The 26,643-nt window shown below is 56.7% G+C and carries 25 protein-coding genes; 5 read left to right on the top strand and 20 right to left on the bottom strand.

Going from position 1 to position 26,643, the window contains the following annotated elements; genetic code table 11:
- Positions 1-39: 39 nt before the first annotated feature.
- The 3 genes from EDC27_RS11035 to EDC27_RS11025 form a co-directional block, all read right to left on the bottom strand.
- The gene (locus EDC27_RS11035) at positions 40-999 is read right to left on the bottom strand and encodes a thiamine pyrophosphate-dependent dehydrogenase E1 component subunit alpha (RefSeq protein ID WP_123290680.1); all 960 of its coding nucleotides are present in this window, start codon (positions 997-999) and stop codon (positions 40-42) included.
- 24 nt (positions 1,000-1,023) lie between these two features.
- A complete protein-coding gene (locus tag EDC27_RS11030) occupies positions 1,024-1,401 on the bottom strand; it encodes a Lin0512 family protein (protein WP_123290679.1) in 378 nt (125 codons plus the stop codon).
- A 112-nt stretch (positions 1,402-1,513) separates the two neighbouring features.
- Positions 1,514-2,848, bottom strand: a complete 1,335-nt coding sequence (locus tag EDC27_RS11025) for a dihydrolipoamide acetyltransferase family protein (RefSeq protein WP_123290678.1) — start codon at positions 2,846-2,848, stop codon at positions 1,514-1,516.
- Positions 2,849-3,142: 294 nt separating this feature from the next.
- Here EDC27_RS11025 and EDC27_RS11020 point away from each other — a divergent pair, with 294 nt between their 5' ends.
- Complete coding sequence (locus EDC27_RS11020) at positions 3,143-5,173, top strand: sigma-54-dependent Fis family transcriptional regulator (RefSeq protein WP_123290677.1); 2,031 nt, start codon at positions 3,143-3,145, stop codon at positions 5,171-5,173.
- Here the strand turns inward: EDC27_RS11020 and EDC27_RS11015 are convergent.
- The 16 genes from EDC27_RS11015 to EDC27_RS10940 all read right to left on the bottom strand — a co-directional run bounded on the left by EDC27_RS11015 (position 5,160) and on the right by EDC27_RS10940 (position 23,038).
- Positions 5,160-6,398, bottom strand: coding sequence for a mechanosensitive ion channel family protein (locus tag EDC27_RS11015; protein WP_245994473.1), 1,239 nt, complete (start codon positions 6,396-6,398; stop codon positions 5,160-5,162). The genes EDC27_RS11020 and EDC27_RS11015 overlap by 14 nt on opposite strands.
- Positions 6,399-6,792: 394 nt before the next feature.
- Positions 6,793-9,465 (bottom strand): formate dehydrogenase subunit alpha, encoded by a 2,673-nt coding sequence (fdhF, locus tag EDC27_RS11010; RefSeq protein ID WP_123290676.1) that lies wholly within the window; start codon positions 9,463-9,465, stop codon positions 6,793-6,795.
- A 97-nt stretch (positions 9,466-9,562) separates the two neighbouring features.
- Entirely contained in the window at positions 9,563-11,026 is a 1,464-nt protein-coding gene (locus EDC27_RS11005) for an NADH-quinone oxidoreductase subunit N (protein WP_245994470.1), read from the bottom strand.
- Between the two features lie 15 nt (positions 11,027-11,041).
- Positions 11,042-12,628, bottom strand: a complete 1,587-nt coding sequence (locus EDC27_RS11000) for an NADH-quinone oxidoreductase subunit M (protein ID WP_123290674.1) — start codon at positions 12,626-12,628, stop codon at positions 11,042-11,044.
- The gene (locus EDC27_RS10995) at positions 12,628-14,409 is read right to left on the bottom strand and encodes a Na(+)/H(+) antiporter subunit D (RefSeq protein WP_123290673.1); all 1,782 of its coding nucleotides are present in this window, start codon (positions 14,407-14,409) and stop codon (positions 12,628-12,630) included. The genes EDC27_RS11000 and EDC27_RS10995 overlap by 1 nt, the downstream gene beginning before the upstream one ends.
- On the bottom strand, positions 14,402-14,659 hold the full coding sequence (locus tag EDC27_RS10990) for a hypothetical protein (RefSeq protein WP_123290672.1): 258 nt from the start codon (positions 14,657-14,659) through the stop codon (positions 14,402-14,404). The genes EDC27_RS10995 and EDC27_RS10990 overlap by 8 nt, the downstream gene beginning before the upstream one ends.
- Positions 14,656-16,161: a monovalent cation/H+ antiporter subunit D family protein gene (locus EDC27_RS10985; RefSeq protein ID WP_123290671.1), complete on the bottom strand. Its 1,506-nt coding sequence runs from the start codon at positions 16,159-16,161 to the stop codon at positions 14,656-14,658. The genes EDC27_RS10990 and EDC27_RS10985 overlap by 4 nt, the downstream gene beginning before the upstream one ends.
- Positions 16,162-16,168: 7 nt before the next feature.
- A complete protein-coding gene (nuoK, locus tag EDC27_RS10980) occupies positions 16,169-16,471 on the bottom strand; it encodes an NADH-quinone oxidoreductase subunit NuoK (protein WP_123290670.1) in 303 nt (100 codons plus the stop codon).
- A gap of 32 nt (positions 16,472-16,503) precedes the next feature.
- Entirely contained in the window at positions 16,504-17,019 is a 516-nt protein-coding gene (locus EDC27_RS10975; RefSeq protein WP_123290669.1) for an NADH-quinone oxidoreductase subunit J family protein, read from the bottom strand.
- Positions 17,007-17,630: a NuoI/complex I 23 kDa subunit family protein gene (locus EDC27_RS10970; RefSeq protein WP_211334874.1), complete on the bottom strand. Its 624-nt coding sequence runs from the start codon at positions 17,628-17,630 to the stop codon at positions 17,007-17,009. Before EDC27_RS10970 ends, EDC27_RS10975 begins: the two co-directional genes overlap by 13 nt.
- A complete protein-coding gene (gene nuoH / locus EDC27_RS10965) occupies positions 17,627-18,700 on the bottom strand; it encodes an NADH-quinone oxidoreductase subunit NuoH (protein ID WP_123290667.1) in 1,074 nt (357 codons plus the stop codon). Before nuoH ends, EDC27_RS10970 begins: the two co-directional genes overlap by 4 nt.
- Positions 18,701-18,702: 2 nt before the next feature.
- Complete coding sequence (locus EDC27_RS10960) at positions 18,703-19,893, bottom strand: NADH-quinone oxidoreductase subunit D (RefSeq protein WP_123290945.1); 1,191 nt, start codon at positions 19,891-19,893, stop codon at positions 18,703-18,705.
- A gap of 25 nt (positions 19,894-19,918) precedes the next feature.
- Positions 19,919-20,401, bottom strand: coding sequence for an NADH-quinone oxidoreductase subunit C (locus EDC27_RS10955; protein ID WP_123290666.1), 483 nt, complete (start codon positions 20,399-20,401; stop codon positions 19,919-19,921).
- A 30-nt stretch (positions 20,402-20,431) separates the two neighbouring features.
- Positions 20,432-21,001, bottom strand: a complete 570-nt coding sequence (locus EDC27_RS10950) for an NADH-quinone oxidoreductase subunit B (RefSeq protein WP_123290665.1) — start codon at positions 20,999-21,001, stop codon at positions 20,432-20,434.
- Positions 20,992-21,345: an NADH-quinone oxidoreductase subunit A gene (locus EDC27_RS10945; protein WP_123290664.1), complete on the bottom strand. Its 354-nt coding sequence runs from the start codon at positions 21,343-21,345 to the stop codon at positions 20,992-20,994. Before EDC27_RS10945 ends, EDC27_RS10950 begins: the two co-directional genes overlap by 10 nt.
- Positions 21,346-21,619: 274 nt before the next feature.
- Positions 21,620-23,038 carry a B12-binding domain-containing radical SAM protein gene (locus EDC27_RS10940; RefSeq protein ID WP_170161768.1) on the bottom strand — a complete coding sequence of 473 codons (1,419 nt, stop codon included), beginning with the start codon at positions 23,036-23,038 and terminating at the stop codon, positions 21,620-21,622.
- Between the two features lie 96 nt (positions 23,039-23,134).
- Here EDC27_RS10940 and dtd point away from each other — a divergent pair, with 96 nt between their 5' ends.
- Genes dtd through EDC27_RS10920 form a run of 4 tightly spaced genes read left to right on the top strand, consistent with a single transcriptional unit; the run spans position 23,135 to position 25,872 of the window.
- A complete protein-coding gene (gene dtd, locus EDC27_RS10935; RefSeq protein WP_123290662.1) occupies positions 23,135-23,584 on the top strand; it encodes a D-aminoacyl-tRNA deacylase in 450 nt (149 codons plus the stop codon).
- A gap of 36 nt (positions 23,585-23,620) precedes the next feature.
- Positions 23,621-24,163 (top strand): DUF1285 domain-containing protein, encoded by a 543-nt coding sequence (locus tag EDC27_RS10930; RefSeq protein ID WP_123290661.1) that lies wholly within the window; start codon positions 23,621-23,623, stop codon positions 24,161-24,163.
- A 40-nt stretch (positions 24,164-24,203) separates the two neighbouring features.
- Positions 24,204-24,872, top strand: a complete 669-nt coding sequence (locus EDC27_RS10925) for a metallophosphoesterase family protein (protein ID WP_170161767.1) — start codon at positions 24,204-24,206, stop codon at positions 24,870-24,872.
- Positions 24,796-25,872, top strand: coding sequence for an Lrp/AsnC ligand binding domain-containing protein (locus EDC27_RS10920; RefSeq protein WP_123290659.1), 1,077 nt, complete (start codon positions 24,796-24,798; stop codon positions 25,870-25,872). The genes EDC27_RS10925 and EDC27_RS10920 overlap by 77 nt, the downstream gene beginning before the upstream one ends.
- Positions 25,873-26,251: 379 nt before the next feature.
- On the opposite strand, the gene EDC27_RS10915 is transcribed toward EDC27_RS10920, so the two are convergent.
- The gene (locus EDC27_RS10915; protein WP_123290658.1) at positions 26,252-26,641 is read right to left on the bottom strand and encodes a metallopeptidase family protein; all 390 of its coding nucleotides are present in this window, start codon (positions 26,639-26,641) and stop codon (positions 26,252-26,254) included.
- Between the last annotated feature and the right edge of the window lie 2 nt (positions 26,642-26,643).

Raw genomic sequence — 26,643 nt, 5'->3', positions numbered from 1 at the left:
ACCCTTTGAGTGCATGGCGGTGGCACGGCGTTGGGACGCCTAGGCATAAACGTCTTCTAGGACTTCTTCGGGCGCCGGAAGTGGGCTCTCTTCTGCAAACCGCACGGCTTCTTGGAGCTCCTGGGCGATGGTCTCCCGAATTTTTCGGTCCCGGTCCTCTGTGAGGATCCCCTGGTCCATGAGTTTTTCTCGAAAGCGTGCCAAAGGGTCCTTGGCTTTCCATGTGCGCAACTCTTCCTCATCCCGGTACGTGCAGGCGTCGCCTTCAAAATGGCCACACCACCGATAGGTCTTGCATTCGATGAGCGATGGACCGTTGCCTTTGCGCGCTCGATCCACGGCTTCCGCCACCGCTTCGTAGACTGCCACCACATCATTGCCGTCCACTACCACGCCCGGCATGTCATAGGCGGCGGCCCGGTCCGCAATGTCGGCCACGGCCATCGACTTGCACGTGGGACAGGAAATACCGTAGCCGTTGTTTTCGTTGACGAACACCACCGGAAGTTTCCAGGCACTGGCCAGGTTCATGGCCTCTTGCGTGGTTCCCTGATTCGAGGCCCCGTCTCCGAAAAAGCACACGGCCACCTGGTCCGTACCCCTGTACTGAGCTGCCAAGGCTGCTCCATTGGCAATGGGCCCTCCACCGCCTACGATGCCGTTGGCCCCAAGAATCCCCAGATCCACATCGGCAATGTGCATGGAGCCTCCCTTGCCCTTGCAGTACCCTGTCTTCTTTCCAAAGAGTTCTGCCATCATTTTCTTGAGGTCTCCACCCTTGGCAATCAGATGCCCGTGCCCTCGATGGGTGCTGGTGATGTAATCCGCCGGTCGCAACACGGCGCAGGTGCCGGTGGCTACGGCCTCTTCGCCGATGTACAGATGGACGAAACCGGGGATCTTGCCTGCGGCGAAAAACTCCTGGACTTTGCTTTCAAATTCCCGAATCTTAACCATGGTGGTGTACATCTGAAGCAGTTTTTCTTCATTAAGACTCATGGTGCACCTCCCCCGCGGGTTGCCTCAGGCACCCGTTCTTTGTGAGTCCACGGATACGGTAAGCGCCACGTTGGCCACCACGATCCGGTCACAACCCTTAGCAAAACGGTCCACGCAGAGGCCGGGGGCTGTCATACCCCCAAACATCACGCGAACGGTCTTGCGGCCGATGGGAACTTCCGCCGCCACGGCCTCTCGGTCCACACGATCCGGATCGGGACAGGCCACGAGGATCTCCACCTGAACCTCCTCCAGCCTTTCAAGCCCCAGAATCTCCACCAACCCGCACAGGCAGCTTCTTCCAATGGCGTCCCTTACCGCCCGGCAGGCGGCTTTTGTCACATCCTCACCGTGCAGATCCGCGCCCGTGCCCAATTCCACAATGAATCGCTTGCCTTTCATGCGCTCCGTCCTTCGGCGGCGTTTGGCCCCTTTTTGCTACGTCGATGTCCCAAGGCGCCATGGCCCCTGGTGCCCCGGGCCGCTCCGCCGGTCTACTGGTGAATGCCCGGTGCTAAGCGATCAAGGTGGCGGGTTCTTCCAGAAAATCCGCCAAGGTTCTCAAAAAGGTCATGGCCGGGGCCCCGTCGGTGACACGATGATCAAAGGTCAAGCTCAGGGTCATGAGCTGGCGAATGACGATCTGGTTCTGAAACACGGCAGGCTTGGCCATAGCACGACCCACTCCCAAAATGCCTGTTTCCGGCGGGTTGAGGATGGGCGTGAAACCATCCACTCCCAGCATGCTCACATTGGTGACCGTAAAGGTTCCCCCCTGAATTTCGTCGATGCTTAGGCGATTCTCTCGAGCCTTGCTCACCAGGTCCTTAATCTCTTGAGACAGTTCCAAAAGGCTCTTCTGGTGGGCGTTTTTCACGTTGGGCACAATGAGCCCCTGAGGCAAGGCGACGGCAATGCCCAAATTCACGACGTCGTGGACGCGAATGCCCTCTTCTGTGAGCCAGGAATTTAGGATGGGGACCCGGCGAAGCGCCCGGCATACGGCATAGCAGATCAGGTCGTTGGTGCCGACCTTGGGATCTTCGGGCGCCGTGAAGCGTTGATGCACAAGGTTCTTGAGGCGAAGCAGTTCGGTGACGTCCACTTCCACAAACACGGTGAGTTGTGCTGACTGGTGCAGGCTTGCCATCATGTTGTCGGCAATGAGGCGACGCATGCCGGTCATGGGAAGCACCGTGCCCGGCAGCACCCTGGTTCCTTCAAAGCCTTGAGGGGCGGGAGCGGCCTGAGCCTTTTTCCTCGCTTCTGCGGCACGCAATACATCCGCCTTGGTGATGCGGCCCCCTTCGCCCGTCCCTTGAACGGTGGAAAGGTCGATACCTTCCTTGTTCGCCAGGGCTTGCGCCTGCGGGCTCACGGCCGGCTGCGCGGTCAGTGCTTCCCTGTGACGGCGCACGTCCTGTTCGGTCACGCGCCCTTCCGGCCCGGATCCCGTAACGGCTGCCAGATCCAGCCCCCATTCCTTGGCCAAACGCCGCGCCGCCGGCGTCGCCTGCACAAAAGCGCCCTTAGAAGCCGCCTCCACTTCCTTTTCCACCCCAGCTTCCTCAACAGGCGCTGACTCGGCACGCAGCCTCTGCGGCTCATCCCCCTCTTCGGCAATCACCGCCACCCTCGTCTTCACCGGCACGGTTGTTCCGGCCGGCACCAAAATCCGGTACACCCTGCCGCTGGCCGGCGCTTCCACCACGTTGGTGATCTTACTCGTCTCCACTTCAAAGAGCGGCTCACCTTTGACCACCGCGTCTCCTTCCTGCTTGAACCAGCGGGTGATCTTTCCTTCGGTCATGGTCAGGCCCCACTTGGGCATGAAAACGTGCACGGCCACGGCTCTCCTCCTTGTGTACGCAGGGTCTTTGGGCCATCAATGCTTCCCGAAAGATGTGGGCAAAACCGGTGCCACCCTTCAAGGCCCAGCCATGGCGCCGTTACGAACCCGGGCGCAAGAAAGCCTGTTCGGTTATCGAACACGTCTTGGCAACCATGTCGTCGCCTTCAAAAAGTCTTGGACAGGCAAGGAGCTTCGTTCTAGAAAAGAAGAAAAATGAGCTTTTGAGCAAGCTTTGGAAGCTCCTCGAGGCGAGCGCTCACGGTTTCTTCCTTTCTCAAGGAGGTGGGAACCATGTACGAATTGATCTGGCAGGGCTCGCGATTTCAGATCATTCCTTCCAAAAGGGTTCCCAAGCGAAGTGGTGCAACGAAGTCATCACCCCTCATCTTGTCCGCGCACACCTTGGACCTGAAGACCTGGAAGGACTATGTGCTTCAAGGGCTTTGCGCCGACGGCATTCGCGATGTCATCCTTCGATCCTGGTCCCGGTGCCGAGAAAACGGTGTAGATCCCTCGCAGGGCAAATGTCGCGATATCCGCTCCGACGCCGAACTGGGCGAAGCTTTTCGATTCCTTCGGGATATCACCCTGGATATGCAGATGGAAATCTACGAGCTCATTCGTGACCGCGGCCTTTTGGTGACCATCAGCGAAGAACGAGGATATCTTTTGGGCATGTTCGGCGACGTGAAGGCCTTGACGGCCGCCGACCGGCTGAACTTTGGCCCCGGCGCCAACTGGTCGGAAGCCAGTGTGGGCACCAACGCCATAGGCACCGCGCTCCAATGTTGCCATCCTCTTCAAGTGAAAGGCCGGGAACACTTCTGCGAAAGCCATCACGGATGGATCTGTTCCGCCGCTCCCATATTTGGCTGGGATGGTAAGCCGGTCGCAGTGTTGGACATATCCGGTCCTATGGATTCCGATCACAGGCAGGCGCTGGAACTGGCCCTTCATGGCGCACGGCACATTGAAAGCCGTCTGTATCGCATCGAAGCGGCGCAGCAGATGTTTCGCGCTTTCAACCTGGTGCAAAAACTTTTCGGCGCCACGAGTGCGGGCCTGGTACTGGTGGATCCCGAGGGTCGAATCCTGGAAGGCAACAACGCAGCTGCCGATCTATTGGGCATACCGCCCGGCCAATGGCGAGGAGCCAAGGCAGAGCTCTGGTTCGACCTTCCTCGAAGCTTTAAGGCCTTCGCCAAAAACATCGCAGAACCCGAAAAAAGGGTGAGGGCCGTGCGATGCCACACGAACCCCGCACTGCCCGTCTTTGCACATGCCATGAGCAGCCCCAACGGCACCGTCATGGGTTTCCTGCTCATTCTTCAAGAACCCCACTTTTCACCCAAAGGGTCATCCTCTTCTCGTTCGACGAAGGATCCTTTTCAGAAAGTGCTAGGGCGCAGCCGCGCCATTTGTCGAGCCGTGGATGTGGCCCGCCGCGTGGCACGCACCGACACGACGGTGCTCCTTGTGGGCGAAAGCGGCACCGGGAAAGAAGTCCTGGCCCGGGCCATTCACGAGGCAAGTCGAAGAAAAGCCGGGCCCTTTGTGGCCGTGAACTGTGGAGCCATCCCATCCGGGCTTATTCAGAGCGTTTTGTTCGGGTACGAGGAGGGGGCGTTCACAGGAGCACGCCGCGGAGGAAGCCGTGGCTTGTTTGAATCGGCCGACAGCGGTACACTTTTTTTGGATGAGATCGCCGAGATGCCTCTGGACATGCAGGTAAATCTCCTGCGGGTTCTGGAAGACGGTCAGGTGACCCGTGTCGGAGGCAACAAGCCCATCAAAGTGGATGTGCGCATCATCGCAGCGACCCATCGCGACTTGGCGCAAAGGGTGGCTGATGGCTTGTTCCGCGAAGACCTGTTCTACCGCCTCCAAGTGGTCCGCATTGCGCTGCCGCCCTTGCGGGAAAGAAAAGAAGACCTGGAATTGTTGGTGCAGCATTTTCTTACGCTCTATTCGAAGACATTGGCGCGGCGCGTTCGGGCCGTGCTCCCCGATTTCTACGACGCCCTCCACCGGTACCATTGGCCGGGCAACGTGAGGGAGCTACGCCACGCCATCGAGGCGGCCGTGGCCCTGATGCCCAACGATGTCCTTTCCGCAGACTGTCTTCCCGAAGCCATTGTCCAAAAGGATGGTCCCGCGCCGGGCTCTTGCGACCACCTCGACTTCAACTTGAGGCGGCGCGAAGCGGAATCGATTCGCCAGGCCTACGCCCATTTTCAAGGCAACATTTCGCAAGCCGCCCGGGCTCTCGGCATCGGCCGAAACACGCTTTACGCCAAGCTGAAAAAACTCAACCTTCTGTGATGGGCACATCTGTGGTGCCTCGAAGCATTTTCAGCTTGAGCTGTCTGCGATCGTCGTTGGCCAGATAAAGGGTCCGCGTCGGAAAGGCGAAATCGATTCCTTCTTCGTTAAAAGCCTTCAGGATCGCCAAACAGGTTTTTTGTAACCAAGCCTGGAAGTCCCAGTAATTCGGTGGATGATACCAGGCAATGACCATGATATTGAGGCTCCAATCATTAAAACCGTTAAAGTAAACCCTGGGCGGAAAATTCGGATGCATACCTTCGTGATTTTCAAGAATCTTGTTAAGGATCTCCACGGCACGTTCCACCTTGTGCGGCGGCGTATCATAGGTGATGGTGATATTGGTCAACCATCGAATATGGGGGCGTCTGGTGATATTTTCAATAGTTGAGCTGACGATTCTTTCGTTGGGCACCGTCACCAGATGGCCCGTGAGCGTTCTTATCCGAGTGCTGCGAAAGCCCACGGATTCCACCACGCCGTCATAACCGTCCACCAGGATGCGATCATTGACCTGAAAGGGCTTGTCAAACAGGATGGTCAGCGTGCCAAAGAAATTGGCCACCGATTCTTTGGCCGCCAAAGCCAGCGCCAAACCTCCAATGCCCAAAGACGCGATGAGCGGTCCCAAGTCGATTCCGGTCATAGTCTGGAGCACCATCACAGCACCAATGGCTATCACGAAGATGCGCAAGCTTTTGCCCACCAGAGGAACCAACATGTCATCGATGGTACTTTCCGTGGTGGCAGCCCATTTTTTCAGACGAACATCCACCACCGTCGCCAGGCGAAAGACAATCCAAATGAGCACGATGATACCGCCCAAATCGGCACTTCGGCTTGCCACCAAATGGACCAGGTTCGTGCCGTCGGGTGCCTGAAAGTGCCCAAATAACGGGGAAAGCGCCGCGTAGATGCCGTAAACCCAAATGAAAAGGGTCAGTGGCGTTCGCACAGTTTCCAAGATCAAAAACTGCCAACTTTCACTACCTTTGGTGTCCTGAATCATCTGCAGCTTCCGACGCACAACAAAGCGCACCAGCCGCTCAAAAACCACAACGGCAAAGACAAGACCAAGGCAGAACAGGAGCTTCAACCAGCTGATTCCAAAAAATAACCTGGCATTGACCCAAGTGCCCAAACGCCTGGAAGCTTTCTCGCTCATGTTGTCAAGTGTCGATCCAATCTTTTTTGCCGTTTCGTCGATTCTTTCTGTCTTCAATGGTGGCACTGGTTCCTTTGGCACAATCACCAGCGGTCGCTTGGCTTCGTCATGGTCTTTTTCATCCGTCTTTGGCTCTTCGGCAGCCCAAGAATTGTTCGAACCCCAAGCCGGCTTGCCCGAAGGTCCTAGCGTAACCCCAGCCACCACGAAGCTGAGGCAGCAAATTAGTCCAATGGTTTTCCAAGAAACGGACATCGCATCCTCCAACTTTGCCGGGACAGCGGTTAAAGCATGATGCTGAGCACTCAGACGCACAGCGTCCGACATCGCTGTCCGGGCAATCCAACATCGAAACGCCGTCTAGAATGTTTCGCCGGCTCTGAGATGCAAATCCCCGATCCATGCGTTGCGCTTGGACCGGGGACCCCGTTTAACAGTGGTGCCGTACCCTTTAAGCGGCTTTCTCCACCTTGACGGCGCAGACTTTTAATTCCGGAATCTTTGCGACGGGATCCAGAGCGTTGATGGTGAGTTTGTTGGCCGCCGCTTCGTAAAAGTGGAACGGCACGAAGACAACCCCCTTGGCCGTAATCTTGGAGACCATGGCCTTGATGGTGATGGAACCTCGGCGGGACGAGATGCGCACCAGTTCTCCGTCGGCAATTTTGAGCCGCTTGGCGTCCTGGGCATTGATTTCAGCCAAAGGTTCAGGGTAGAGGCGTGTTAGGGCGTTACCCTTTCGAGTCATGGTCCCGGTGTGGTAATGCCAATGGACGCGGCCCGTCGTGAGCACGAAGGGGTACTCCTCATCCGTGGGTTCTGCCGGCGGCTTGTAGTCGATGGCAAAAAAGGCGCCTTTGCCTCGCGCAAACCGTCCCACATGCAGTATGGGCGTTCCCGGATGATCCGTGGTCGGACACGGCCACGCCAGCCCGCCCTTTTCCAGCCGTTCATAGGTGATACCGCCGTAACTTGGGGTCACGGCGTTGATTTCCTTCATGATAGCTTCCGGCCCATCATAGGCCATGGAATACCCCATGCGTTTGGCAATCTCTGCCGTAATCCACCAGTCATCCTTGGCCTCCCCAGGTGGATCCACAGCCTTCCGCACCCGAAGCACTTTGCGTTCGGTGTTGGTAAAGGTGCCATCCTTTTCCGCAAAACAGGCGCTGGGCAGCACCACATGGGCCAGCTTCGCCGTCTCGGTCATAAAGATGTCCTGAACCACCAGAAAATCTAGGGATGCCAAGGCCTTTTCGGCATGGTTGATGTCCGCGTCGCTGAGCACAGGGTTTTCACCCATGATGTAGAGCGCCTTAATGGTCTTGCCCGCCGCCAGGCCCATTTCGGTCACGGTCATGCCCACCTTATCGGGAAGTTTCGGCACATTCCAGGCTTTTTCAAACTTCTGCCGAATCTCTTCCGACGTTACGACCTGGTAGCCGGAATAGACGTTGGGCAAGCCTCCCATGTCGCAGGCCCCTTGCACGTTGTTCTGGCCGCGGAGCGGACACACGCCGCCGCCGGGAACCCCCACATAGCCGCAAAGCATGGAAAGGGCCGCGAGGGATTTGACATTGTCGGTTCCGGACGTGTGCTGGGTAATGCCCATGGCGTATAAAATGGACCCAGGCCCAGAGGTGGCAAAGAGGCGAGCCGCCGCGACAATCTCCTTTTCCTTCAAACCCGTGATCTTGGCAACGGCCTTGGGTGTGTACTTTTGCAGGCATGCTTTGAGCTCTTCAAACCCCTCCGTGCGCTCCTCCACATATGCCTTGTTGTACAGATTTTCTTTGATGATGACATGCATGAGCCCATTGATCCAGGCCACATTGGTGCCGACCGCAGGCTGCAGCCATAGGGTCGCAATGTCCACAAGCTTAATCCGGCGCGGATCCACCACGATGAGCTTCGCCCCGTGTTTGGTTACCGCTTCGTGAATATAATTGGCAATGATAGGGTGATTGGCCGTGGTGTTCGTTCCCGTCAGCAAGATCACCCCGGAACGGAGCACATCCTTGAAAGGATTCGTCATGGCCCCGCTTCCAAACGTGGCGGCAAGACCTGCCACCGTGGAGCTGTGTCAGAGACGGGCGCAATGATCAACATTGTTGGTGCCGATCACCGCGCGCATGAACTTCTGAAACACGTAATTGTCTTCATTCGTGCACTTAGCCGATGCGAAGCCCCCAATGGCGTCGGGCCCGTACTCCGCCTTGATGCGCGACAAGTTCTTGGCAACCTCATCCAAAGCTTCGTTCCAGCCGACTTCCACGAAGCCCTCGCCGCGTCGTATCAGTGGCTTGGTCAGCCTCTCTGGGCTGGCAATAAACTCGTAGCCGAATCGGCCCTTGACGCACAAACTCGCCTCATTGATGTCCGGGTCATGACGCCCGTTCACCGCGACCACGCGATTTTCCAAAACGTTCAGCTCGACTTGACAGCCGCACCCGCAGTACGTGCACGTGGTTGGTACCTTCTTCCCGGTGAAGGTACGCGCCTTCAAAGGGCTGAGGTTCTCCGTAAGCGCACCCGTCGGGCACACTTGCAGGCACTCACCACAAGAGACGCACTTTTCCGGCGTGACCTTCATCTCCAGCGTGCCGTTGGTTTCGATAAAATCTATGGCACCCTGGCCCTTGATTTCCCGGCACGCCGACGCACAGCGCTGGCACAACACGCATCGATCCCGCCAGTACTTAATAAGTGGCGTCGCGTAGGCGACCTCGCTCCGCTCTTTGGGTTCTTCGTATTGTTCCGCGGTCACGCCCAGTTCAAAAACCAGATCCTGCAATCGGCAGTCCCCGGCCTTGTCACAGACAGGGCAATCCAAGGGATGATGCGCCAAAAGGCGCTGCAGGGCTTTGTGCCGCATGCTTTGTAAAAGCTCGGAATCGGTAGTCACGACCATCCCGTCTTCCACCGCGGTTTTACACGCTTGCACGGGACTGGTCTTCCCCTGAACTTCCACCACGCACAGATTGCATGACCCGATGGGATTTAACCGCTCATGATAGCATAGGGTTGGAATTGAAATGCCTGCGGCCTTAGCCGCATCGAGGATGCTGCTTCCGACGGCGACCGCCAGCTCCCGCCCATCAATTGTCAGCTTCACCGAACTCATGGCTTTCTCTCTCTTGTTAGACCAACATGCCTTTCGCCGTGCCTTGCGCACTAGTCTAGCCCGAATCGAGCGCTATGAAAACCCTTGCGGGCGGGCCTTAGAGAAAGGAGAGGAAGGACGCCTTGACAATGGCCACATAGCTTGAAGGAAACAGCCCCAACGTCAAGACGCCATAGGCGGAAATGCACACCGCAATAATGAGGGCCGGGGACAGGGCCGTCGCCGCCGGCACATCTTCAGGTTGTGCCGCAGGTTGCATGTACATGGCCACCGTAACCCTAAGGTAGTAATAGACGGAGACCACACTGTTCAACACACCGATGATGGCCAGCCAGATAAAACCCTGTTTGACGGCCGCAGAAAAGATGTAAAACTTGCCCAGAAACCCCCCTGTGGGCGGAATGCCCGCCAAAGAGAACAGGAACAAGCTCATGGCCAAGGCCGCCACGGGATGCTTGTATCCCACGCCTCGGTAATCGTCTACCCTGACGCGGGATTCCCCAGCGCCCGCCAGCATCGTAATCACCGCAAAGGCCCCAAGATTCATAAAAGTATAAACCAACATGTAATAGAGAATACTCGTCAGGCCCAGCTCTCCCGCGGCAAGAAAGGCCACCAGCACATACCCCGCATGGGCAATGCTCGAATAGGCAAGCATTCTCTTGATGTTTTCCTGCACCAGAGCAATGACGTTGCCGACCGTCATGGTCAGAGCCGCGAGAATCCAGATGACCATGACCCAATCCGTCTGCAACCCGGGCAACGCCTCCATGAAGATGCGCACAAAGGCCGCAAAGGCCGCTGCCTTCGGGCCCGCCGACATGAAGCCGGTCACGGGAGCCGGTGCGCCTTCGTAGACATCCGGCGCCCACATGTGAAAGGGAACCGCCGCCGTCTTGAAGGCAAAGCCGATGAGAATAAGCGCCATACCCATGACCAGCACGCTCGCTCCACTGCCGGCCTTGGCCAGAAACTCGGCGATGGCGGGAATTTGCGACGTGCCCGTTGTCCCATAAATCAAGGCAATGCCATAAATGAGAAAGGCCGACGCAAAGGATCCCAGAATGAAATACTTGATGGCCGCTTCATTGGCCAGCATCCGCGTTCTCGTGTACCCCGTCAGGGCGTAAAGGGAGATGGACATGAGTTCCACGCCCAGAAAGATGGTGATCAGTTCCGACGCACTGGCCATGACCATCATGCCCACGGTGCACATGAGCATCAGGGCGTAGTATTCGCTGTGCTGCATCGCTTCATTGTGCAGGTATTTTATGGAAATGAGCACGGTCAGGCCGGTCCCGAGAAGAAAGATGATCTTGAAGAAACGAGAAAAATTGTCCACCACCCACATGTCCATAAAGAAATATTCGATAATCCTCGCCTCAAAGGGCCCAGGCTGCTTCCAAACCAAGACCAAAGCGGCCGCCACGCCCAGCAAGGAGACGTAGGCAAAAGAATCGGGATATTTTCTTCCGACGACAGCTTGAATCATTAACACGATCAACCCGCAAGCGACCAGAACCAACTCCGGAGCAATCGCGCTCAGACTGATGCTGCTCATCACCTGTTCCATAAGTTACCGCCCTTGGCCCTTTGTCAGCAGTTGACGATCGACTTTGGCAAAAAGATGCTGAAACCACACCGGTCCCTGAGGAACGGTCTGCGCTGTGCGCTGTGCCTGGACCGATTCCAGAAGATGGCTCACCGACGCATCCATGGTTCGAAGGAAAGGTTTGGGATAAAGCCCGATCCAAAAGATAAAAAGCATCACCGGAAGCATGTAGGCGTATTCCCGCGCCGTCATGTCTTTCAACGTGCGGTTCTCTTCCTTGGTAATGGGGCCGTAGGTGACCCGTTTGACCGTCCAAATAAGGTAGACCGCTCCAAGGATCAAGCCCACAGTCGCGATCAGGCCGAATTTCAACGAGGCCTGAAAGGCCCCGATGAGAATGAGCAGTTCGCCGACAAACCCGTTGGTACCGGGAACCCCCATGGATGAAAAAGCCACCAAGAGAAAGATGAAGGCAAACATGGGCATCACCTTCATGAGGCCCCCGTATTCGGAAATCATCCTCGTGTGGCGCCGTTCATAGAGAATCCCGACAATCAAGAACAGAGCCCCCGTGCTCAACCCGTGGTTGATCATCTGAATAAGACTGCCCTTGATACCGTCCACGTTTAAGGCAAACATACCCAACATGCAGTAGCCTAAGTGGCTCACACTGGAGTAGGCCACCAGCTTCTTGACATCGTCCTGCGCCAAAGACACCAAGGCTCCATAGATGATGCCGATCAGAGCCAGGACGAGAATGAGCGGCACAAAGAACAGGGTGGCCTGGGGAAACATGGGCAAGCAGAACCGCAGAAACCCGTAAGTGCCCATTTTCAGCAAGATGCCGGCCAGAATGACGCTGCCCGCCGTGGGCGCTTCCACGTGGGCGTCGGGAAGCCATGTATGGAACGGAAACATGGGCACCTTGATGGCAAACGCGATCGCAAAAGCCAAGAACAACCACATCTGCAGGTGGGCCGGCAGGCCCAATTTATGGTAGTCCAAAATATGAAAGCTGAACGTGCCCGTGGCCTCATGGTGCATGAAGTAAAGCACGAGAATAGCCACCAACATGAGCACGCTGCCGCTCATGGTGTAGATGAAGAACTTCACAGCCGCATAGATGCGCCGAGGCCCCCCCCAGATGCCGATGATGAAATACATGGGGATGAGCATGACTTCCCAAAACACATAGAACAGAATGAAGTCCAGGGCGCAAAAGACACCGATCATCCCCGTTTCCAGGAGCAACAGGGACGCCATGTACGCCTTGACCCTTTCCGTCACAGCGCTCCACGTGGACAACACGGCGACGGCGGAAAGAAAGGTGGTCAGGAGCACAAGGAGCAGACTGATGCCGTCGATCCCCATCTGGTAGCGAATGGCAAACTGAGGAATCCACGGCGCGTCTTCCACGAATTGCATCTGCCATGTGGTGGTGTCGAACTGAAAATAGAGCTGCAGCGACACGAGAAAGGTCGCCACGGTCACCAAAAAGGCCGCCCATTGAATGGCCCTTTGGTGACGGCTCGGAATGAGACACACCAAGGCCACGCCCAAAAGTGGAAGAAACGTGGTCACCGACAGGATGGGATAATTCGCAGCATTCATCATAGACTCATCAAAGTGGAGAAGAGGTAATAGCCCAGAATGACGATGCCGGCGATGAGCATCGTCGCCGCATATTGCCGCACGAACCCGGTCGTCGTGGTGCGCATCCACCGCGAAGCCGCCAAGAAAAGATTGGCGATGCCGTTCACCGCCCCGTCAATGCCTCGAACATCCATGATGCGCGCCAGAATGTCCGAGAAAAATAATATGAACCGGGAAAACCACGTCTTGTAAATATCCCCAATGTAGGTGTCCGTCTTGGCCACAGGCCGACTGGCCACCCACATAAACACACGGCTGCCCTTGCGATAGAACCAGTCCGTATCGATGCTGATGGTCGGCTCAGGATCCAACTTCTTCAGCAGCATGAAGAAGCCAAGCCCGGTAAAAAGCAGAATGCCCAGAGCACTGGTCACATGATCGCCCGTGTAGGGATCAAAATCCACAGGGAACGGCAGCAGGTCATATAGGGGCTTGGGAAAACACCCAATGGCAATACATAGGAAAGCGGCAATGGACATGCCCCAGATCATATTGGCGGGCGGTTCCTTAGCTTCCAAGCCGGAATCCTTGCCAAAGAACATATAATAGGGAAGCTTCAAACCCGTGTGAAGAAAGGTTCCCGATGAGGCCATGGTAAGGAGCAGCGCCACCAAAGGTCGGTGATCGGCGCTGGCGGCTGCCACCACCATGGATTTTGTGACAAAGCCACTAAAGAGTGGAAACGCAGAAATGGCGAAGCCTCCAATCATGTAGAGCACCAGCGTAATGGGCATGGTCCGGTAAAGACCGCCCAGTTCCGTGAGCTTTCGCCGCCCGGTCATGTGAATGACGGCGCCGGCTCCCATGAAAAGCAACCCTTTGTAAAGGATGTGGGCAAAGGCGTGCGAGACCGACCCGTTCAGAGACATTTCCGTGCCGATACCCACGCCCGTGACCATGTAGCCCACCTGGCTGACAATGTGGTAGGCGAGCAGGCGACGCGCATCGTTTTCCAGCACTGCGTAGACGACACCGTAGAGCGCCATGATGGTTCCAAGGTACACTAAGAGTTCGGTGCCGGGAAAGACGCGGACCAGCACATAGACCGCCGTCTTAGTGGTGAAGGCGGACATAAAGACGGAGCCCGTCACGGTCCCCTCAGGATACGCGTCGGTTAGCCACGCATGGAGCGGCGGCACGGCTGCGTTGATGATGACGCCGATAAGCATCATGTAAAAGGCCAGACTGCCGTCCTGTTCCAGAGGCCCCACCAGCATGGAGCCGCCGTTCAGGTAATGCAGTACTACGCCACCGAGAAGGCACACGCCGCCAAAGGCATGCACCAGGATGTATCGGAATCCTGCGCGAATGGCTTCCGGTTCGCGCCGCGCAAAGACGAGATACGCGGACGAAAAGGCCATGAGTTCCCAAAAGATAAACAGCGTCAGATAATCACCGGAAAAGGTGACCCCCAGGGACCCGCCCACGTAGAGCAACGCAGCCACATGCTGGCCCGCGTCGTCCACGTGCAGGGCGTAGACCATGCCGATGAACGACATGATGACAAACACCCACCCGAAGACGATGCTGAGTTTGTCCACGGACCCAAAGATCATGGACTGACCCAGGAAATTCCACGTCCAGTACGTGCCGTGGGGCAGGTGCATCATGAGGTACATGGCCGCCGTGCCCAAAAGAGGGATCAGCAGCATTCCCGCCTTTTGCATCCGCCCTCGCAAGAACGGAAGAAGAAATGCGCCAGGAATGTAGAAGACGGACGGGTGAATCCACTCAGTCATTGTAGTAATCCTCGTCCCTCATGATGCGGCACTGATGCCCGTAGAACTTGGATGCCAAAATGATGATCACACACGAAACAAACCCGTAGAGCGCCCCCCAGCCAGGAATCCTGTCCCAGATGTAATGGACGTGTTCCCGATGAACGAAGAAGTCGGAAATAAAGGTCACGATGAGCATGGCGATCCCGATCTTCTTCACCTTTTTGGAATTGGCCGGGTCCCCGATAAACAGGACGAGCTTTCGAATCATCGAATCACCTCCTGGGCCAAAGTGAGGAAGTAGTCGGGAAAAATGCCGATGAGCAGGGAAATGATGGCCGTCAGTACCAAAGGAACCACGACGAATTTCAGTTCCCGAACTTCCTCATGGTGCCCGTCTCCATGGCCGTGCCCATGGCCTTCGGCACCGTGCGCCTGGTTTTCCTTTTCAAAAAAAGCCTTGTAGGTGATCGGCAAGAAGTAGGCTGCATTCAACAGGGTGCTCATGACGAGAACCATGAGAATCGGCACGGCATGTGCTTCAATGGATCCAAGGGCCAGGAACCACTTGCTCGTAAATCCCGCCGCCGGCGGCACCCCGATCATACTCAAGGACGCTATGAAAAAGGCGGCCATGGTCCACGGCATCTTTTTGCCGATGCCCGACAGCTGGCTGATTTCCGTCTTGTGGGCACAGGCGTAGAGCGAGCCCGCGCAAAAGAACAGGGTGATTTTGGAAAAGGCGTGGTTGGCGATGTGGATGATGCCGCCTACCATGCTGCTAGGCGTCAGCAACACCGCACCCAAGATGACGTAAGAAAGCTGGCTCACCGTGGAGTACGCCAGTCGCGCCTTGAGGTTGTCCTTGGTGAGAGCAACCACTGAGGCCATGATGATGGTGAAGGAGACCACATACGCTGCCGTGATTCCCAAATTCATGCGGCTCATGAGATCAACGCCGTAAATGTGGAACACCACCCGTAAAATCGAAAACACGCCCACCTTCACCACGGCCACGGCATGGAGCAAAGCGCTGACCGGAGTTGGCGCCACCATGGCTGAAGGGAGCCAGTTGTGAAAGGGCATCACAGCACCTTTGGCAAAGCCAAACAAGAACAGGAAAAAAGAGGCGAAAAGCAGGGTCGATCCCGCTTGATGCCGCAGCAACCCGCCCGGTTGAAAATCCGTGGTTCCTGCTGTGATGTAGACGATAATGACACCGGCCAATAGGAGCGTCTTGGACAAACCCAGCAGGTACAAAAAGTACTTGGTGGCGCCTTCCAAAGCCTCACCGGTTTCCTTGTGGCCGACTAGAGGCACCGTCGCCAGGCTCAGAATTTCATAGAACAGGAACAAGGTCACCAAATTGGCCGAGAAGGCAACACCCATGGTGGCGGAAAGACTAATGGCAAAACAGCTAAAGTAGCGCGTTTGGGCATGTTCCTTGCCCGCTCGCATGTACCCAATGGAGTAAAAGGTTGTCACGATCCACAGAAAAGACGAAACCGTGGCGAAAAGCAGCCCAAAGGCGTCCACGCGAAATTTAAGGTCGATGCCTTTGTAAAAGCCTTCCACCAGAGTGCACTCGATGGTGTGCCCGGACAGAATCGCCGGGGCCATGGAAATGACGATGGAAAACTTGAGAAGCCCGGCCAGAACCGACCAGAATTCCCTTAGGTTGGGTTTCTCGTCGCCGGTCTTCAGGATCAGAGGCACCGCCAGAAGTGACACCAGCACGGCCAGCAAGGGTTTGATCGACAGAATAGTTTCCACGTCCTTCCTAACCTTTGCTTAAATGGATTTCGTCCACATCGACGGTCGGCTTGTTGCGGAAAAGCGCAATGAGAATCGCCAACCCCACGGCCGCCTCGGCCGCAGCCACGGTCATGATCATGAACACATACACATGACCGTCCAAGCTGTTGAGAAACCGCGAATACGCCACGATGGTGAGGTTCACGGCGTTGAGCATCAATTCAATGCACATGTAGATGATCAAGGCATTGCGATGCGCCAGCACGCCCACCGCACCGATGGTAAACAAGACCGCGCCCAGCATGAGGTATGCGTTTAACGAAACCATAGGCTCCACCCGACAACCCGATCGGCTCTCCTTTAAGCCTTCGAATTGTCTATCCTCCTCTTGGCTAGAATCACCGCCCCCACAATTGCTGCCAACAACAGCACGGACGCAATTTCAAACGGCAGCAGGTACTTGGTAAAAAGCATCCAGCCCACGGCCTTGGTGGTACCAAAGCTTGGATCCACCTCCATGGACGTCACCGAAGGCCCCAGCCGATTCATGAGGACCACCATGGCCACCATGAGAATGCCAACCACCACGGTGCCCGCCAGCTGAATGAAAAAAGCGTTTTTCGCGAGCTTTCCTTCCTTTTCCTCGATGTTCAAGAGCATGATGACAAAGAGGAACAGCACCATGATGGCGCCGGCATAGACGATGAGCTGCAAGACGGCAATCAGGTGCGCGTTCAGAAGGGCGTAGAGGCCCGCCAGAAAAGACATGGTCGCCACCAGGCTCATGGCCGCGTGCACCGGCCGTTTGGTCGTCACCATCAGCAGGGCCGAAACCACCGCCCCCACGCAGAAGGCATAGAAGATCAGTAGTTCCATTTGGAGTATATCCTTCTCACATAAGTAAGACGCGCCTTGACTTTCCCCTCCGGCCTCAGCAACTGCTCCTTTTCAAAAACCAGCCGGCTTCGATCTCTTTGCGCAAGCCCCTGGTATTCATCACTCATGACGATGGCTTCCTTGGGACACACCTCCTCGCAATACCCACAATAGACGCACCGGCCCAGATCCAGCGTGTAGCGCTCGGGGTAGCGTTCCCCGGGCGCCTTTTCTGCCGCCACGATGGAAATGGCATGGGCCGGGCACATCTTTTCACACAAACCGCACGCCACACATTTGGCCTCTCCGGCCGCATCGGCCACCAGCACGGGCCGTCCTCGGTAGGCCGGAGGCAGCGTGAGCTTTTCTTCCGGGTAGTAGACGGTAAAGACTTTGCGCTTCTTTCCGGCCGGTGGGAAGATGAACCCAATCATGTTGATGAAGAAATGCTTGCTGGTCACCACCAGCCCGCGCACGATTTCCGCAACATAGAGTTTTTCCCACAAGGTCATGTCCAGGCGGCGTCGCACCTTTTTTGGCTTCAGAATCGCCGCGGGAATACCGACCTGCACGGAAGACGCGCTGTGTTCCAATCCTGTCATTGTCTTCATCGCAACAAAACCACCAGCCCGGTTATGGAGAGGTTGATGAGGGAAAGCGGCAGCAACATCTTCCAACACATTCGCATGACCTGGTCATATCGGAAGCGCGGAAGCGTCCACCGGATGGTCATTTGCAGCCAGATGAAAAAGGAAACCTTGGCAAAAAACACGGCGATGTTGACCAGCATGGCCAAAGCAGCGGCACCGTTGGGCCCTGCAGGGGCAAACCACGACAGCAACATGGCGTCCGTGACAAAGGGAATGTGCCAGGCCCCAAAAAACAACGTGGTCACCACAGCACTGATGGTCACCATCTCCAAGAATTCAGCCATCCAAAACATGATGAACTTCATGCCGCTGTATTCGGTAAAGTACCCGGCCACGAGCTCGGATTCCGCTTCCGGAATGTCAAACGGTATACGCTTGTTTTCTGCAATGGCGCAGGTCATGAAAATGATGAAACCCACAGGTTGCAAAAAGATGCCCCAGCGAAAGAAGTTTTCCTGAATGGCTCCAATTTCGGTGAGCTTGAGTGTCCCGTAGACCATGATCAGGCCGATGATGCTCAAACCCATGGCCACTTCGTAGGAAAGCATCTGGGCCGAGGCACGAAGGCCTCCCAATAGGGACCAGTTGCTTCGAGACGACCAGCCCGCCAGCACCGTGCCGTAGGTGGCCAGACCCGCCAGAGCGAACACATAGAGAATCCCCACATCCAGGTCCGCAATGACCAGATGGATTTCACGCCCGAACAGTTCGTATCGGCCTCCAAAGGGCACGATGGCAAAGGCGGCAATGGCCGGAACCAAGGAAATGAACGGCGCCAGAGTGTGAAAAAACTTACTGGCATTGTCGGGAACGAAGTCTTCCTTGGTGAGCAGCTTAATGGCATCGGCAAGGGAATGGAAAAGCCCGATGGCCGTAAAGCCTAAAATGTCGGCACGATTGGCACCGATGCGGTCCTGCATTACGGCGCTCTGCTTTCTCTCCACCCACCCTAAAATGGGTGCAAACACGCCCACGTTGACCCCGAAGATGAAGAGAATCTTGGCAACGGATTCGATGAGGTCTGCAGCCATGGCTATCTATCGCATTCTCCGCCGATCATGTTGATCATGTCGAATGTGGGAACGATATCGGCAAGCAACCGACCCTTGACCAGCCTCGGCATGGCCGCGGTCAAGGCAAAACATGGCGGCCTCACACGGCACTTGACCGGCTTGCCACTGCCGTCGCTCACCAGATAAAATCCCAACTCTCCGTTTCCGCCTTCCACGGCCTGATACACTTCACCGGGTGGGGGCTTGATGCCCTCAATGACCGTCTTAAAGTGGTAAATAAGAGAATCGATGCGGGTGTAGATCTTTTCCTTGGGTTCCATGCGCACCTGAGGCATGCGCACGTTGATGGGCCCATCGGGCATCTGGGCCAAAGCCTGTTCCACAATGCGCATGCTTTGCTGCATCTCTTCCATGCGCACCAAGTACTTGTCGAAATTGTCGCCCGTTTCGCCGATGGGCACCTCAAAGTCCATGCGATCGTAGACCAGATAAGGCTGCGCCTTGCGCACATCGTAGGGCACGCCACAAGCCCTCAGGCACGGCCCAGTAAACCCGTAGGCAATGGCTTCTTCGGCGGAAATGGCGCCCACGCCCCGCATGCGATCGATAAAGATGCGGTTTTTGGTCAGAAGCTTGTCCACATCCTTCCACAGCCGCCGCACTTCTCGAAAAACATCGCGGACTTTTTCTTCAAACCGTTCCGGAAGATCGTTCTTGAGGCCGCCGATGCGCACGTAATTGACGGTCACTCGAGCACCGCACAGGGATTCGATGAGGTCCCAGACCAGTTCCCGAGCTTCTACGAAATAGAGAAAGGCCGTAAAGGCGCCCAGTTCCAGTCCGGCGGCCGCCACGTTGGTCAGATGGTCCGCAAGACGCGACAGTTCGCAGGCAATCACGCGCAGATACTTGCACCGCTCGGGCACATCGATGCCTAAAAGCTTTTCCACGGCCAGGGCATAACCGGTGTTGTTGATCAGAGGGGAGACGTAGTTGAGCCGGTCCGTATAGGGCATGACCTGCTGCCATGTGCTGTTTTCGCACATCTTTTCAAAGCCTCGGTGGAGGTAGCCGATCTCCACGTCGAGGTCCACGATGGTTTCCCCTTCCAGGGTGACCAGGAACTTCACCGTGCCATGGGTCACCGGGTGAGAGGGACCCATGTTGATGACCATGTGTTCGGTATGAAGGTCTTTTGCAATCTCAGCCATGGCTTCGCGCATACCCGTTGGAGTGTTAGTTGACGGGGCCGATCAAAGGTTGCCGCTTTTTCAGAGGATAGTCCTTGCGCAGCGGATGCCCTTCAAAGCCTTCGTAAAGCAGTATGCGGCGCAAATTGGGATGCCCTTGAAAAATCACGCCGTACATATCGTACGCTTCCCGTTCAAACCAATCGGCAGCAATCCACACCGGTACCACGGAATCGATGGTGAGGTCGGATTCGGACACAAGAGCCTTGAGGCGAACCCGCCGGTTGTGTGCCAGGGAATAGAGATGGTAGACCACCTCAAACCGAGGCTCCCGCCCCAAATAGTCCACCACCGTGAGGTCCATCATGAAGTTGTAGAGAAGGTCCGGGTCGTCCCTGAGAAACAGGCAGATATCTCGAATCTTTTCTTTGGTGACGATGGCCGTGTCGTCGCCTCGATACCGGTGCGTGCCGACCACGGCGTCCGGAAACTTTTGAGCCAGCTTCTTGAGCGTGACGCTTTCGTCCATGAGCCCCATATCCTCGTCTGCCACCGGCCCCTAACATCGACTCACGGGCGCTTGCCCCCGCGGCCAATCCGACCACCGCTCCTCCTTGACCTTTTGCTGCAACTGCAAAAGACCATCCAAGACCATCTCCGGACGCGGCGGACAGCCCGGCACATAAACGTCCACCGGAATCAGGGTGTCAATGCCCTGCACCACCGAGTAGTTGTCGTAAAATCCTCCGGACACGGCACACACACCAAAGGCGAGAACCCATTTGGGTTCCGCCATCTGGTTGTAGACCTTGACCAAAATGGGAGCCTGCTTGTGGCTGATGGTGCCCACCACCATTAGGAGATCGGCTTGGCGGGGAGAAAACCGAGGCAGCGCGGCGCCAAATCGGTCCACGTCGTAGCGCGGGCCGGCAACCGACATGAATTCCATGCCACAACACGCGGTGACGAAGGGATACAGAAAAAAGGAGTACTTCCGGGCCCAGTTGACCGCCGCTTCCAACCGCGTCAACACCACACTGCCATCCAGAAGGCGCTCCGGCCCCCCACTGTCCCTTTGCCCAACACGCAGCTCACGCGTAGCTCGCCACCGCGACAGTTTTAATCCCATTCCAAGGCTCCCCTTCGCCATATGTAAATGAGGCCGATGGCCAGAATGAAGACAAAGAGCATCATTTCCACAAAGCCAAACCAGCCTAGATCGTTGAACAACACCGCCCACGGGTACAGAAACACGGTTTCAATATCGAAGATCACGAAGAAAAGGGCCACGAGATAAAACTTGACCGAAAACCGCTGCATGGGATTCACGATGGGGCTTTCACCGCACTCGAAAACCACCATCTTTTCGGCAAACTTCTTCTTGGGCCCGATGTAGGTCGTCGCCGCGATCATCCCTGCGGCCGTGGCCGCCGCCAAAAACAGCATGATGAGGACAGGAACATAAGGGTTCATTCGCGCGATCCCATGTGCAAGGTTCTCATTGCGCCGACAGGGACTTCACCGCAAAGATTGTGATCCTTGTCACGCACCATTGTCCCCTCTCGCCCAGCCATGGCCTTACTGCACCGCATGAGCCAGCAAGGATCCCATTGATAGGGAAGAACTTATAGCGCCAACGCGTCGGGGGGTCAAGAAATATTTCACGAACCTTAGGCTTTCGGGTTCGGACCGAACAAGGCCCCTTGGGGAACGGCTCTGCCGAAGGGCTCCGTGCCGCCCTGGCACCTTACGCTGTTTGCGATTTTCCCACGGTGTTTTCGCACATGGAAGGATCGAAGGCCAGCGCGCGGCGAGCCTCTCGGGCCAATTTCTTCAAGGTCATAAGGTCCTCGAGGGAAAAGTCGGCACGGCGCAGCGCAAAAAAAGAGTTGTTGTGCGTCAGGGGTTCGTCCTCCAAGGGAAAAGCGCTGTTTTTCACGGCTTCGGGCCAGAGGGCCGTTCCGGGAATGGGAGAAAATTCCGCCACAAAGGGCTGCGCTTTGGCCTTGAAAACCACCTCGATGCCTTCGGCCACCTCCTCTGGTGTCTGTTCGGGAACCCCCGCAAGCAGGTAGACTCCGATATGCCGAGAAGAAAAACCTGCGTTCTGCAGCGCCTCCATGGCCCGCTCAAAGGTCCCCAGGTCCGTCTTGCCGCCCCATTGGCGCTGGCGCTCCACATGCGTCGTTTCCAAGCCGAGCCGAAGCGTTACAAAACCTGCCTCGAACAAAAGACGGCACCAACCCTGATCCGTCAAGGCCCGAACATGAAGGGCGTTGGGCGTGTGAAACCTCAATGAATAACCCGCCTGTTGGACCTTGTGCACAAGGTGCTTCAATGCCGCTTTGCCGTTATAGAGCAGCGCATCATCGTAAAAGGCAAAGTCGCGTATTCCAGCTTGTTCGTGAAGGCTTTGCACTTGCGCCCATAGACTTTGGACCGAAAAGGTTACCGGGTCTTTGTGCAGCACCGATGATGCACAATACGGGCACCGGTACGGACAGCCAAGACTCAACACAAGCGGCCCGTAGGTGGGTGAGGGGATGAGGTCCAGAGCGGGTGCGGGAGCCCGACTCAGATCGTGCCAAGCCGCACGGTTCGTGAGCGAAATGCCCAGAGTCTCTTCCAGCGCCGTGGCCACCTGATCCAGCGACCCGGCCATCACCCGGTCGGCGCCGCTGTGTTTGCGAGCGTGCTGGGTACAGAGACGAGCATAGATACCTCCTAGCCATATGGGAACCCCGGGCCACACGTCGCGGATATGGGCGATGGTTTCCTGAACCCCGGGATACCAATAGGTCATGTGGCTGGTGACGCAGACCAGGTTCGGCCTGGGCACCTCCAGGAGCTTTTTTCGAAAGCTTTCCGGGTGCAAGCCGTAGCGAAAAAAGGGACGGCCCAAGTCGGCCAAAATCTCCGGAACAGGAATGGGCATTTTGTCATATTTTCCCGTGCCAAAATCGTCGTCTCGGCCCGGCAGCACGTCGGGGCGGCCCTGCGTGTCCGGATCGTGGCGCTGCAGGCAATCGATGAAATGGACGCGGCACCCGCCTTCACGCATGAGGGCACCCAGTAGCAACAGTCCCAGGGGTTTTGCCCACAGATCATAGGCGGCAAAGTCCGTAATCCAGGGATTGACGAGCAACACGCTCGGGGAGCGGGTCATGGGTTGGGTTCCTTTGTCAAAACCGTTTGCCATTCTGCGGGCCTCTTTTATATCCTGCGACGGTGGACATGGTCAAAAACGTTGAAGGAAGGTCTCATGCGAGCCGTCGTGCAACGGGTTTCTCAAGCCTTCGTGGAAGTGAAAGGGCACACGGTGGGGGCCATCGGCCACGGTCTGGTGGTGTTTTTGGGCGTTGGCCGTGACGACACCGAACAGGACGCCCGCTACCTTGCGGACAAGATCGTGCATCTGCGGATCTTTGCCGACAAGGAAGGCAAGTTGAACCGTTCGGTGCGGGAAACGGGCGGTGCCGTTCTGGCTGTGTCCCAATTCACTCTTTGGGGCGATTGCCGAAAGGGACGCCGCCCTTCCTTCATAGAAGCCGCCCCATCCGAGCCGGCCCGCCGCCTCTACGAAGTCTTCGTTCAGGAAGTGAAGGCCCTGGAGGTTCCCGTCCAAACCGGCATTTTTCAGGAAACCATGGCCGTTCATTTGACCAACGACGGTCCGGTGACCTTGTTGTTGGACAGCCGAAAAGCCTTTTGAGGGGAAAAATCGACGCGCCACTTCAGAGGAGCCATCATGAGCGACAACACTTTGCCGTCTGATCAAGCCCACGCGCACGCGACACCAGCCAACGAAGAAGACGTCCTCATTTTCGTGGATCGAGAAGGGGATTGGTTCTACGGGAATCGCCCCATCATTCGCAAGGAAATTCTTGAAACCTTTTACCAATGCCTGCGCCTTACCCGTGACGGGCGCTACGTTCTGGAATGGCAAGGTCGGCTCTATCCCATTGCCGTAGCCGATACGCCCTTTGTCATCACCCGCGTGGATCACCTCACCGACGAATTCGGTCGCGCTCAGATTCAGCTCACATTCAAGCACCTTTCAGAAACCGAGATTCTCGACCCATCCACTCTGTGGGTCGGCCCGGAAAACGTGCTGTACTGCCGCGTGCGTCAGAGTCGCTTTCCGGCGCGTTTTTCTAGGCCCGCTTACTACCAGGTGGCGCAGTGGATTGAGCCCGTAGACCACGCCCGATTTGCCTTGCGGCTCGGCGATGGGCTTTATCCCATTGCGCAGCCGCCAGATGATGCCGCTGCCGCGCCGAGCCGCCTATGAACCTTCCAATGGCTCGACCAAGGCTACGGGAGCCCACGCCATGCGTTTTTTGATCGTATCCGATGTGGTCAGCCCGGAACTCTACCCCGTGGCGCACCCCGAGGCCTTTGAACCCCTGGATGCGGTGCTCTCCTGCGGTGATGTGCCGCCGGAATATTTGTCCTACCTTGGACACGTGTTTCGCGTGCCTGTCTACTACGTGCGAGGCAACCACGACCTTCGCTATGCCCGGCGTCCCCCCCAAGGCGCCACCAATGTTCATGGTCGACTCGTGCAGACCAAGGGGGTGCGCATCGTGGGTTTTGAAGGCTCCATGTGGTACAATGGTGGACCTATCCAGTACACGGAAGCCCAGATGCGCTGGACGGTCTGGAAAACGCGCCCGCTCATCTGGTGGCACGGCGGCGTGGACATCGTCCTCGCCCACGCGCCGCCTCGAGGTTTTGGCGACGGAGATGACTTGTGCCACCGGGGGTTTCAGTGTTTCGTCCGTTTCATTCGTTCTCATCAGCCCCGGTGGTTTCTTCACGGGCACGTGCACCGCACCTTCAGCGAGCCATCTCAGAGGTTTCTTCGGCTTGGAGACACCACCATTGTCAACACCGTCGGCTGGCACATTGTGGACACGGACCATGAAACGATGGATCGCTCGGCTTGGGCTTTTCGGCCCCAAACCGCCCCAAAACCCATGCGCCAACGACTTTCATGACCTGCAGCGAAAGGACGGCGCCTTTGAATGCCGAGATCGCGGCCTGCGCACGGTGCCCTTGGCTAAGATTGTCGGCAGTGTGGGCCGATACCAAGATTTTGACGAACGATTTCAATTAAGGAGTCGCTCCCCTTCGGAGCGGCTCGAACAGATCAAGTCCGCCCTACGCCAGGGAGCCGTCCTGCCGCCCGTGAAATTATGGCAGATTCGCGACGCCTACTACGTCGAAGACGGAAACCACCGCGTGGCAGCCGCCAAGGCCCTGGGCCATGACGAAATCCTGGCCCACATCGTGGAATTCATCCCCTCCGGCGACAATTTGCAGGACGCCATCTACAGACAACGCGCCCATTTTCTCGATGTAACAGGCCTTCAAGCGGACATTTCCCTCACCGAACCCGGCCAATACGAACGGCTTTTGTCCCAGATCGAGCGCCATCTGGAATACCTTCGAGAACAGGAACGGCCTGAGATCACTTTGCAGGAAGCGGCCGCGGATTGGTACCACCACATCTACCGTCCCCTGACGGGTCTATTGTCCCGAGCTCGCCTGGCTGAAGAATTTCCGGGCCGAACTACCGCCGACCTTTACGCCTACGTGTCCGTGCGCCTATGGGAAAAAGGTGAACGGCGCCAATACGGCATCGGCCTCAACGACATGCTTCCCGACGACATGGAGGCTTTCAGGGAAAAAATGAAAAACTCGGACGCCCAACACTATCCTGAAATGCAGCGAACGATCACGGCCTTTGTACTCATGAACGTGCAAGCCAAGAAAGAAAACCGCATCGTGGAAAAGTTGTTGGAGTTGGAAGAGGTTCGGGAGGTTCACAGCGTCTTTGGCGATGTGGATCTCTTGGTCAAGGTGCAGCTGCGCCGGGATCTTCTCAGTTCCGACGCGGAAACCATCTCCCAGTTTGTGCAGGACCACATCCGCCAACTCCCGGGCGTCATCGCCACCAAGACCCTTATTCCCGGCACTTCCTGCATCAAAGACTAACCGTTCGCCTTAACTTTGAAGCTCAGGACAAAGCACGATTTCAACCCAACGACGTTCTTTTGGTCATGTGCCGCTCGGGGCACCGCAGCGCCGAAGCCACCGCGGCTGGCCGCCGCCGGCTTGACCAATGTCTACACTGTCGTGGACGGCTTTCAAGGCGACACGGTCAAGAACGCGGAAAGCTCATTCGACGGCATACGCATCCAATGCGGCTGAAGAAATTCCGGGGCTCCCTGCACCGATAACCTAGACCCTCAGCTGGTTTTTTATGCCCGCGCCCTGAGCTTTGGAAGCCTCGAGTCCCCCCTCACGCGCCTCAATGGATTCCGTGCCCCTGGGACAGTGAACCGCCACGTGGTTTGTATTCGCGTCGAATCCCTTAGCCGTAGCCCAATTCCTCGAGGCGTTCATCGCTGATGCCCAGGGCGTGGGCCACTTCATGGACGACGGTGCGTTCGATTTCCTCGATGAGTTCTTCCTCAGAGGTGCACAATTCCTCCAGAGGATCCTGAAAGATGTAAATGGTATCGGGGTATAGGGGAGGGGCGGTGAGGTTGCGTTCCGAGAGGGGCACGCCGTCATAGAGGCCCAAGAGGGTCTCGTGGGGCGGAAGCCCCATCTCTTCGAGCAGTTCTCGACTCGGCCTGCGTTCCACAGCAATGACCAGATTGTGCAAATGTCGCCGAATGGTCCAGGGAATGCGGTCCACGGCCCTTTCCACAATGTCTTCAAATTCCTTGCGGCTCAACCGAATCTTCTTGGGCGCCATGG

The organism is Desulfosoma caldarium (assembly GCF_003751385.1).
Lineage (GTDB): Bacteria > Desulfobacterota > Syntrophobacteria > Syntrophobacterales > DSM-9756 > Desulfosoma > Desulfosoma caldarium.
The sequence above is the reverse complement of the archived record's forward strand: the minus strand, read 5'-3'. Positions and strand labels throughout refer to the sequence as shown.

Coding starts and splice junctions, on each gene's coding strand:
- nuoK (WP_123290670.1), bottom strand. CDS start 16,471: ATGGTTTCGTTAAACGCATACCTCATGCTGGGCGCGGTCTTGTTTACC.
- EDC27_RS10920 (WP_123290659.1), top strand. CDS start 24,796: ATGAAACGATGGATCGCTCGGCTTGGGCTTTTCGGCCCCAAACCGCCC.
- EDC27_RS10995 (WP_123290673.1), bottom strand. CDS start 14,409: ATGACTGAGTGGATTCACCCGTCCGTCTTCTACATTCCTGGCGCATTT.
- EDC27_RS10945 (WP_123290664.1), bottom strand. CDS start 21,345: ATGAACCCTTATGTTCCTGTCCTCATCATGCTGTTTTTGGCGGCGGCC.
- EDC27_RS11035 (WP_123290680.1), bottom strand. CDS start 999: ATGAGTCTTAATGAAGAAAAACTGCTTCAGATGTACACCACCATGGTT.
- EDC27_RS10950 (WP_123290665.1), bottom strand. CDS start 21,001: ATGGGATTAAAACTGTCGCGGTGGCGAGCTACGCGTGAGCTGCGTGTT.
- EDC27_RS10930 (WP_123290661.1), top strand. CDS start 23,621: ATGAGCGACAACACTTTGCCGTCTGATCAAGCCCACGCGCACGCGACA.
- EDC27_RS10940 (WP_170161768.1), bottom strand. CDS start 23,038: ATGACCCGCTCCCCGAGCGTGTTGCTCGTCAATCCCTGGATTACGGAC.
- EDC27_RS11020 (WP_123290677.1), top strand. CDS start 3,143: ATGTACGAATTGATCTGGCAGGGCTCGCGATTTCAGATCATTCCTTCC.
- EDC27_RS10955 (WP_123290666.1), bottom strand. CDS start 20,401: ATGGACGAAAGCGTCACGCTCAAGAAGCTGGCTCAAAAGTTTCCGGAC.
- EDC27_RS10975 (WP_123290669.1), bottom strand. CDS start 17,019: ATGGAACTACTGATCTTCTATGCCTTCTGCGTGGGGGCGGTGGTTTCG.
- EDC27_RS10915 (WP_123290658.1), bottom strand. CDS start 26,641: ATGGCGCCCAAGAAGATTCGGTTGAGCCGCAAGGAATTTGAAGACATT.
- nuoH (WP_123290667.1), bottom strand. CDS start 18,700: ATGGCTGCAGACCTCATCGAATCCGTTGCCAAGATTCTCTTCATCTTC.
- EDC27_RS10970 (WP_211334874.1), bottom strand. CDS start 17,630: ATGAAGACAATGACAGGATTGGAACACAGCGCGTCTTCCGTGCAGGTC.
- EDC27_RS11030 (WP_123290679.1), bottom strand. CDS start 1,401: ATGAAAGGCAAGCGATTCATTGTGGAATTGGGCACGGGCGCGGATCTG.
- EDC27_RS11005 (WP_245994470.1), bottom strand. CDS start 11,026: ATGAGCAGCATCAGTCTGAGCGCGATTGCTCCGGAGTTGGTTCTGGTC.
- EDC27_RS10960 (WP_123290945.1), bottom strand. CDS start 19,893: ATGGCTGAGATTGCAAAAGACCTTCATACCGAACACATGGTCATCAAC.
- dtd (WP_123290662.1), top strand. CDS start 23,135: ATGCGAGCCGTCGTGCAACGGGTTTCTCAAGCCTTCGTGGAAGTGAAA.
- EDC27_RS10925 (WP_170161767.1), top strand. CDS start 24,204: ATGCGTTTTTTGATCGTATCCGATGTGGTCAGCCCGGAACTCTACCCC.
- EDC27_RS10990 (WP_123290672.1), bottom strand. CDS start 14,659: ATGATTCGAAAGCTCGTCCTGTTTATCGGGGACCCGGCCAATTCCAAA.
- EDC27_RS11000 (WP_123290674.1), bottom strand. CDS start 12,628: ATGAATGCTGCGAATTATCCCATCCTGTCGGTGACCACGTTTCTTCCA.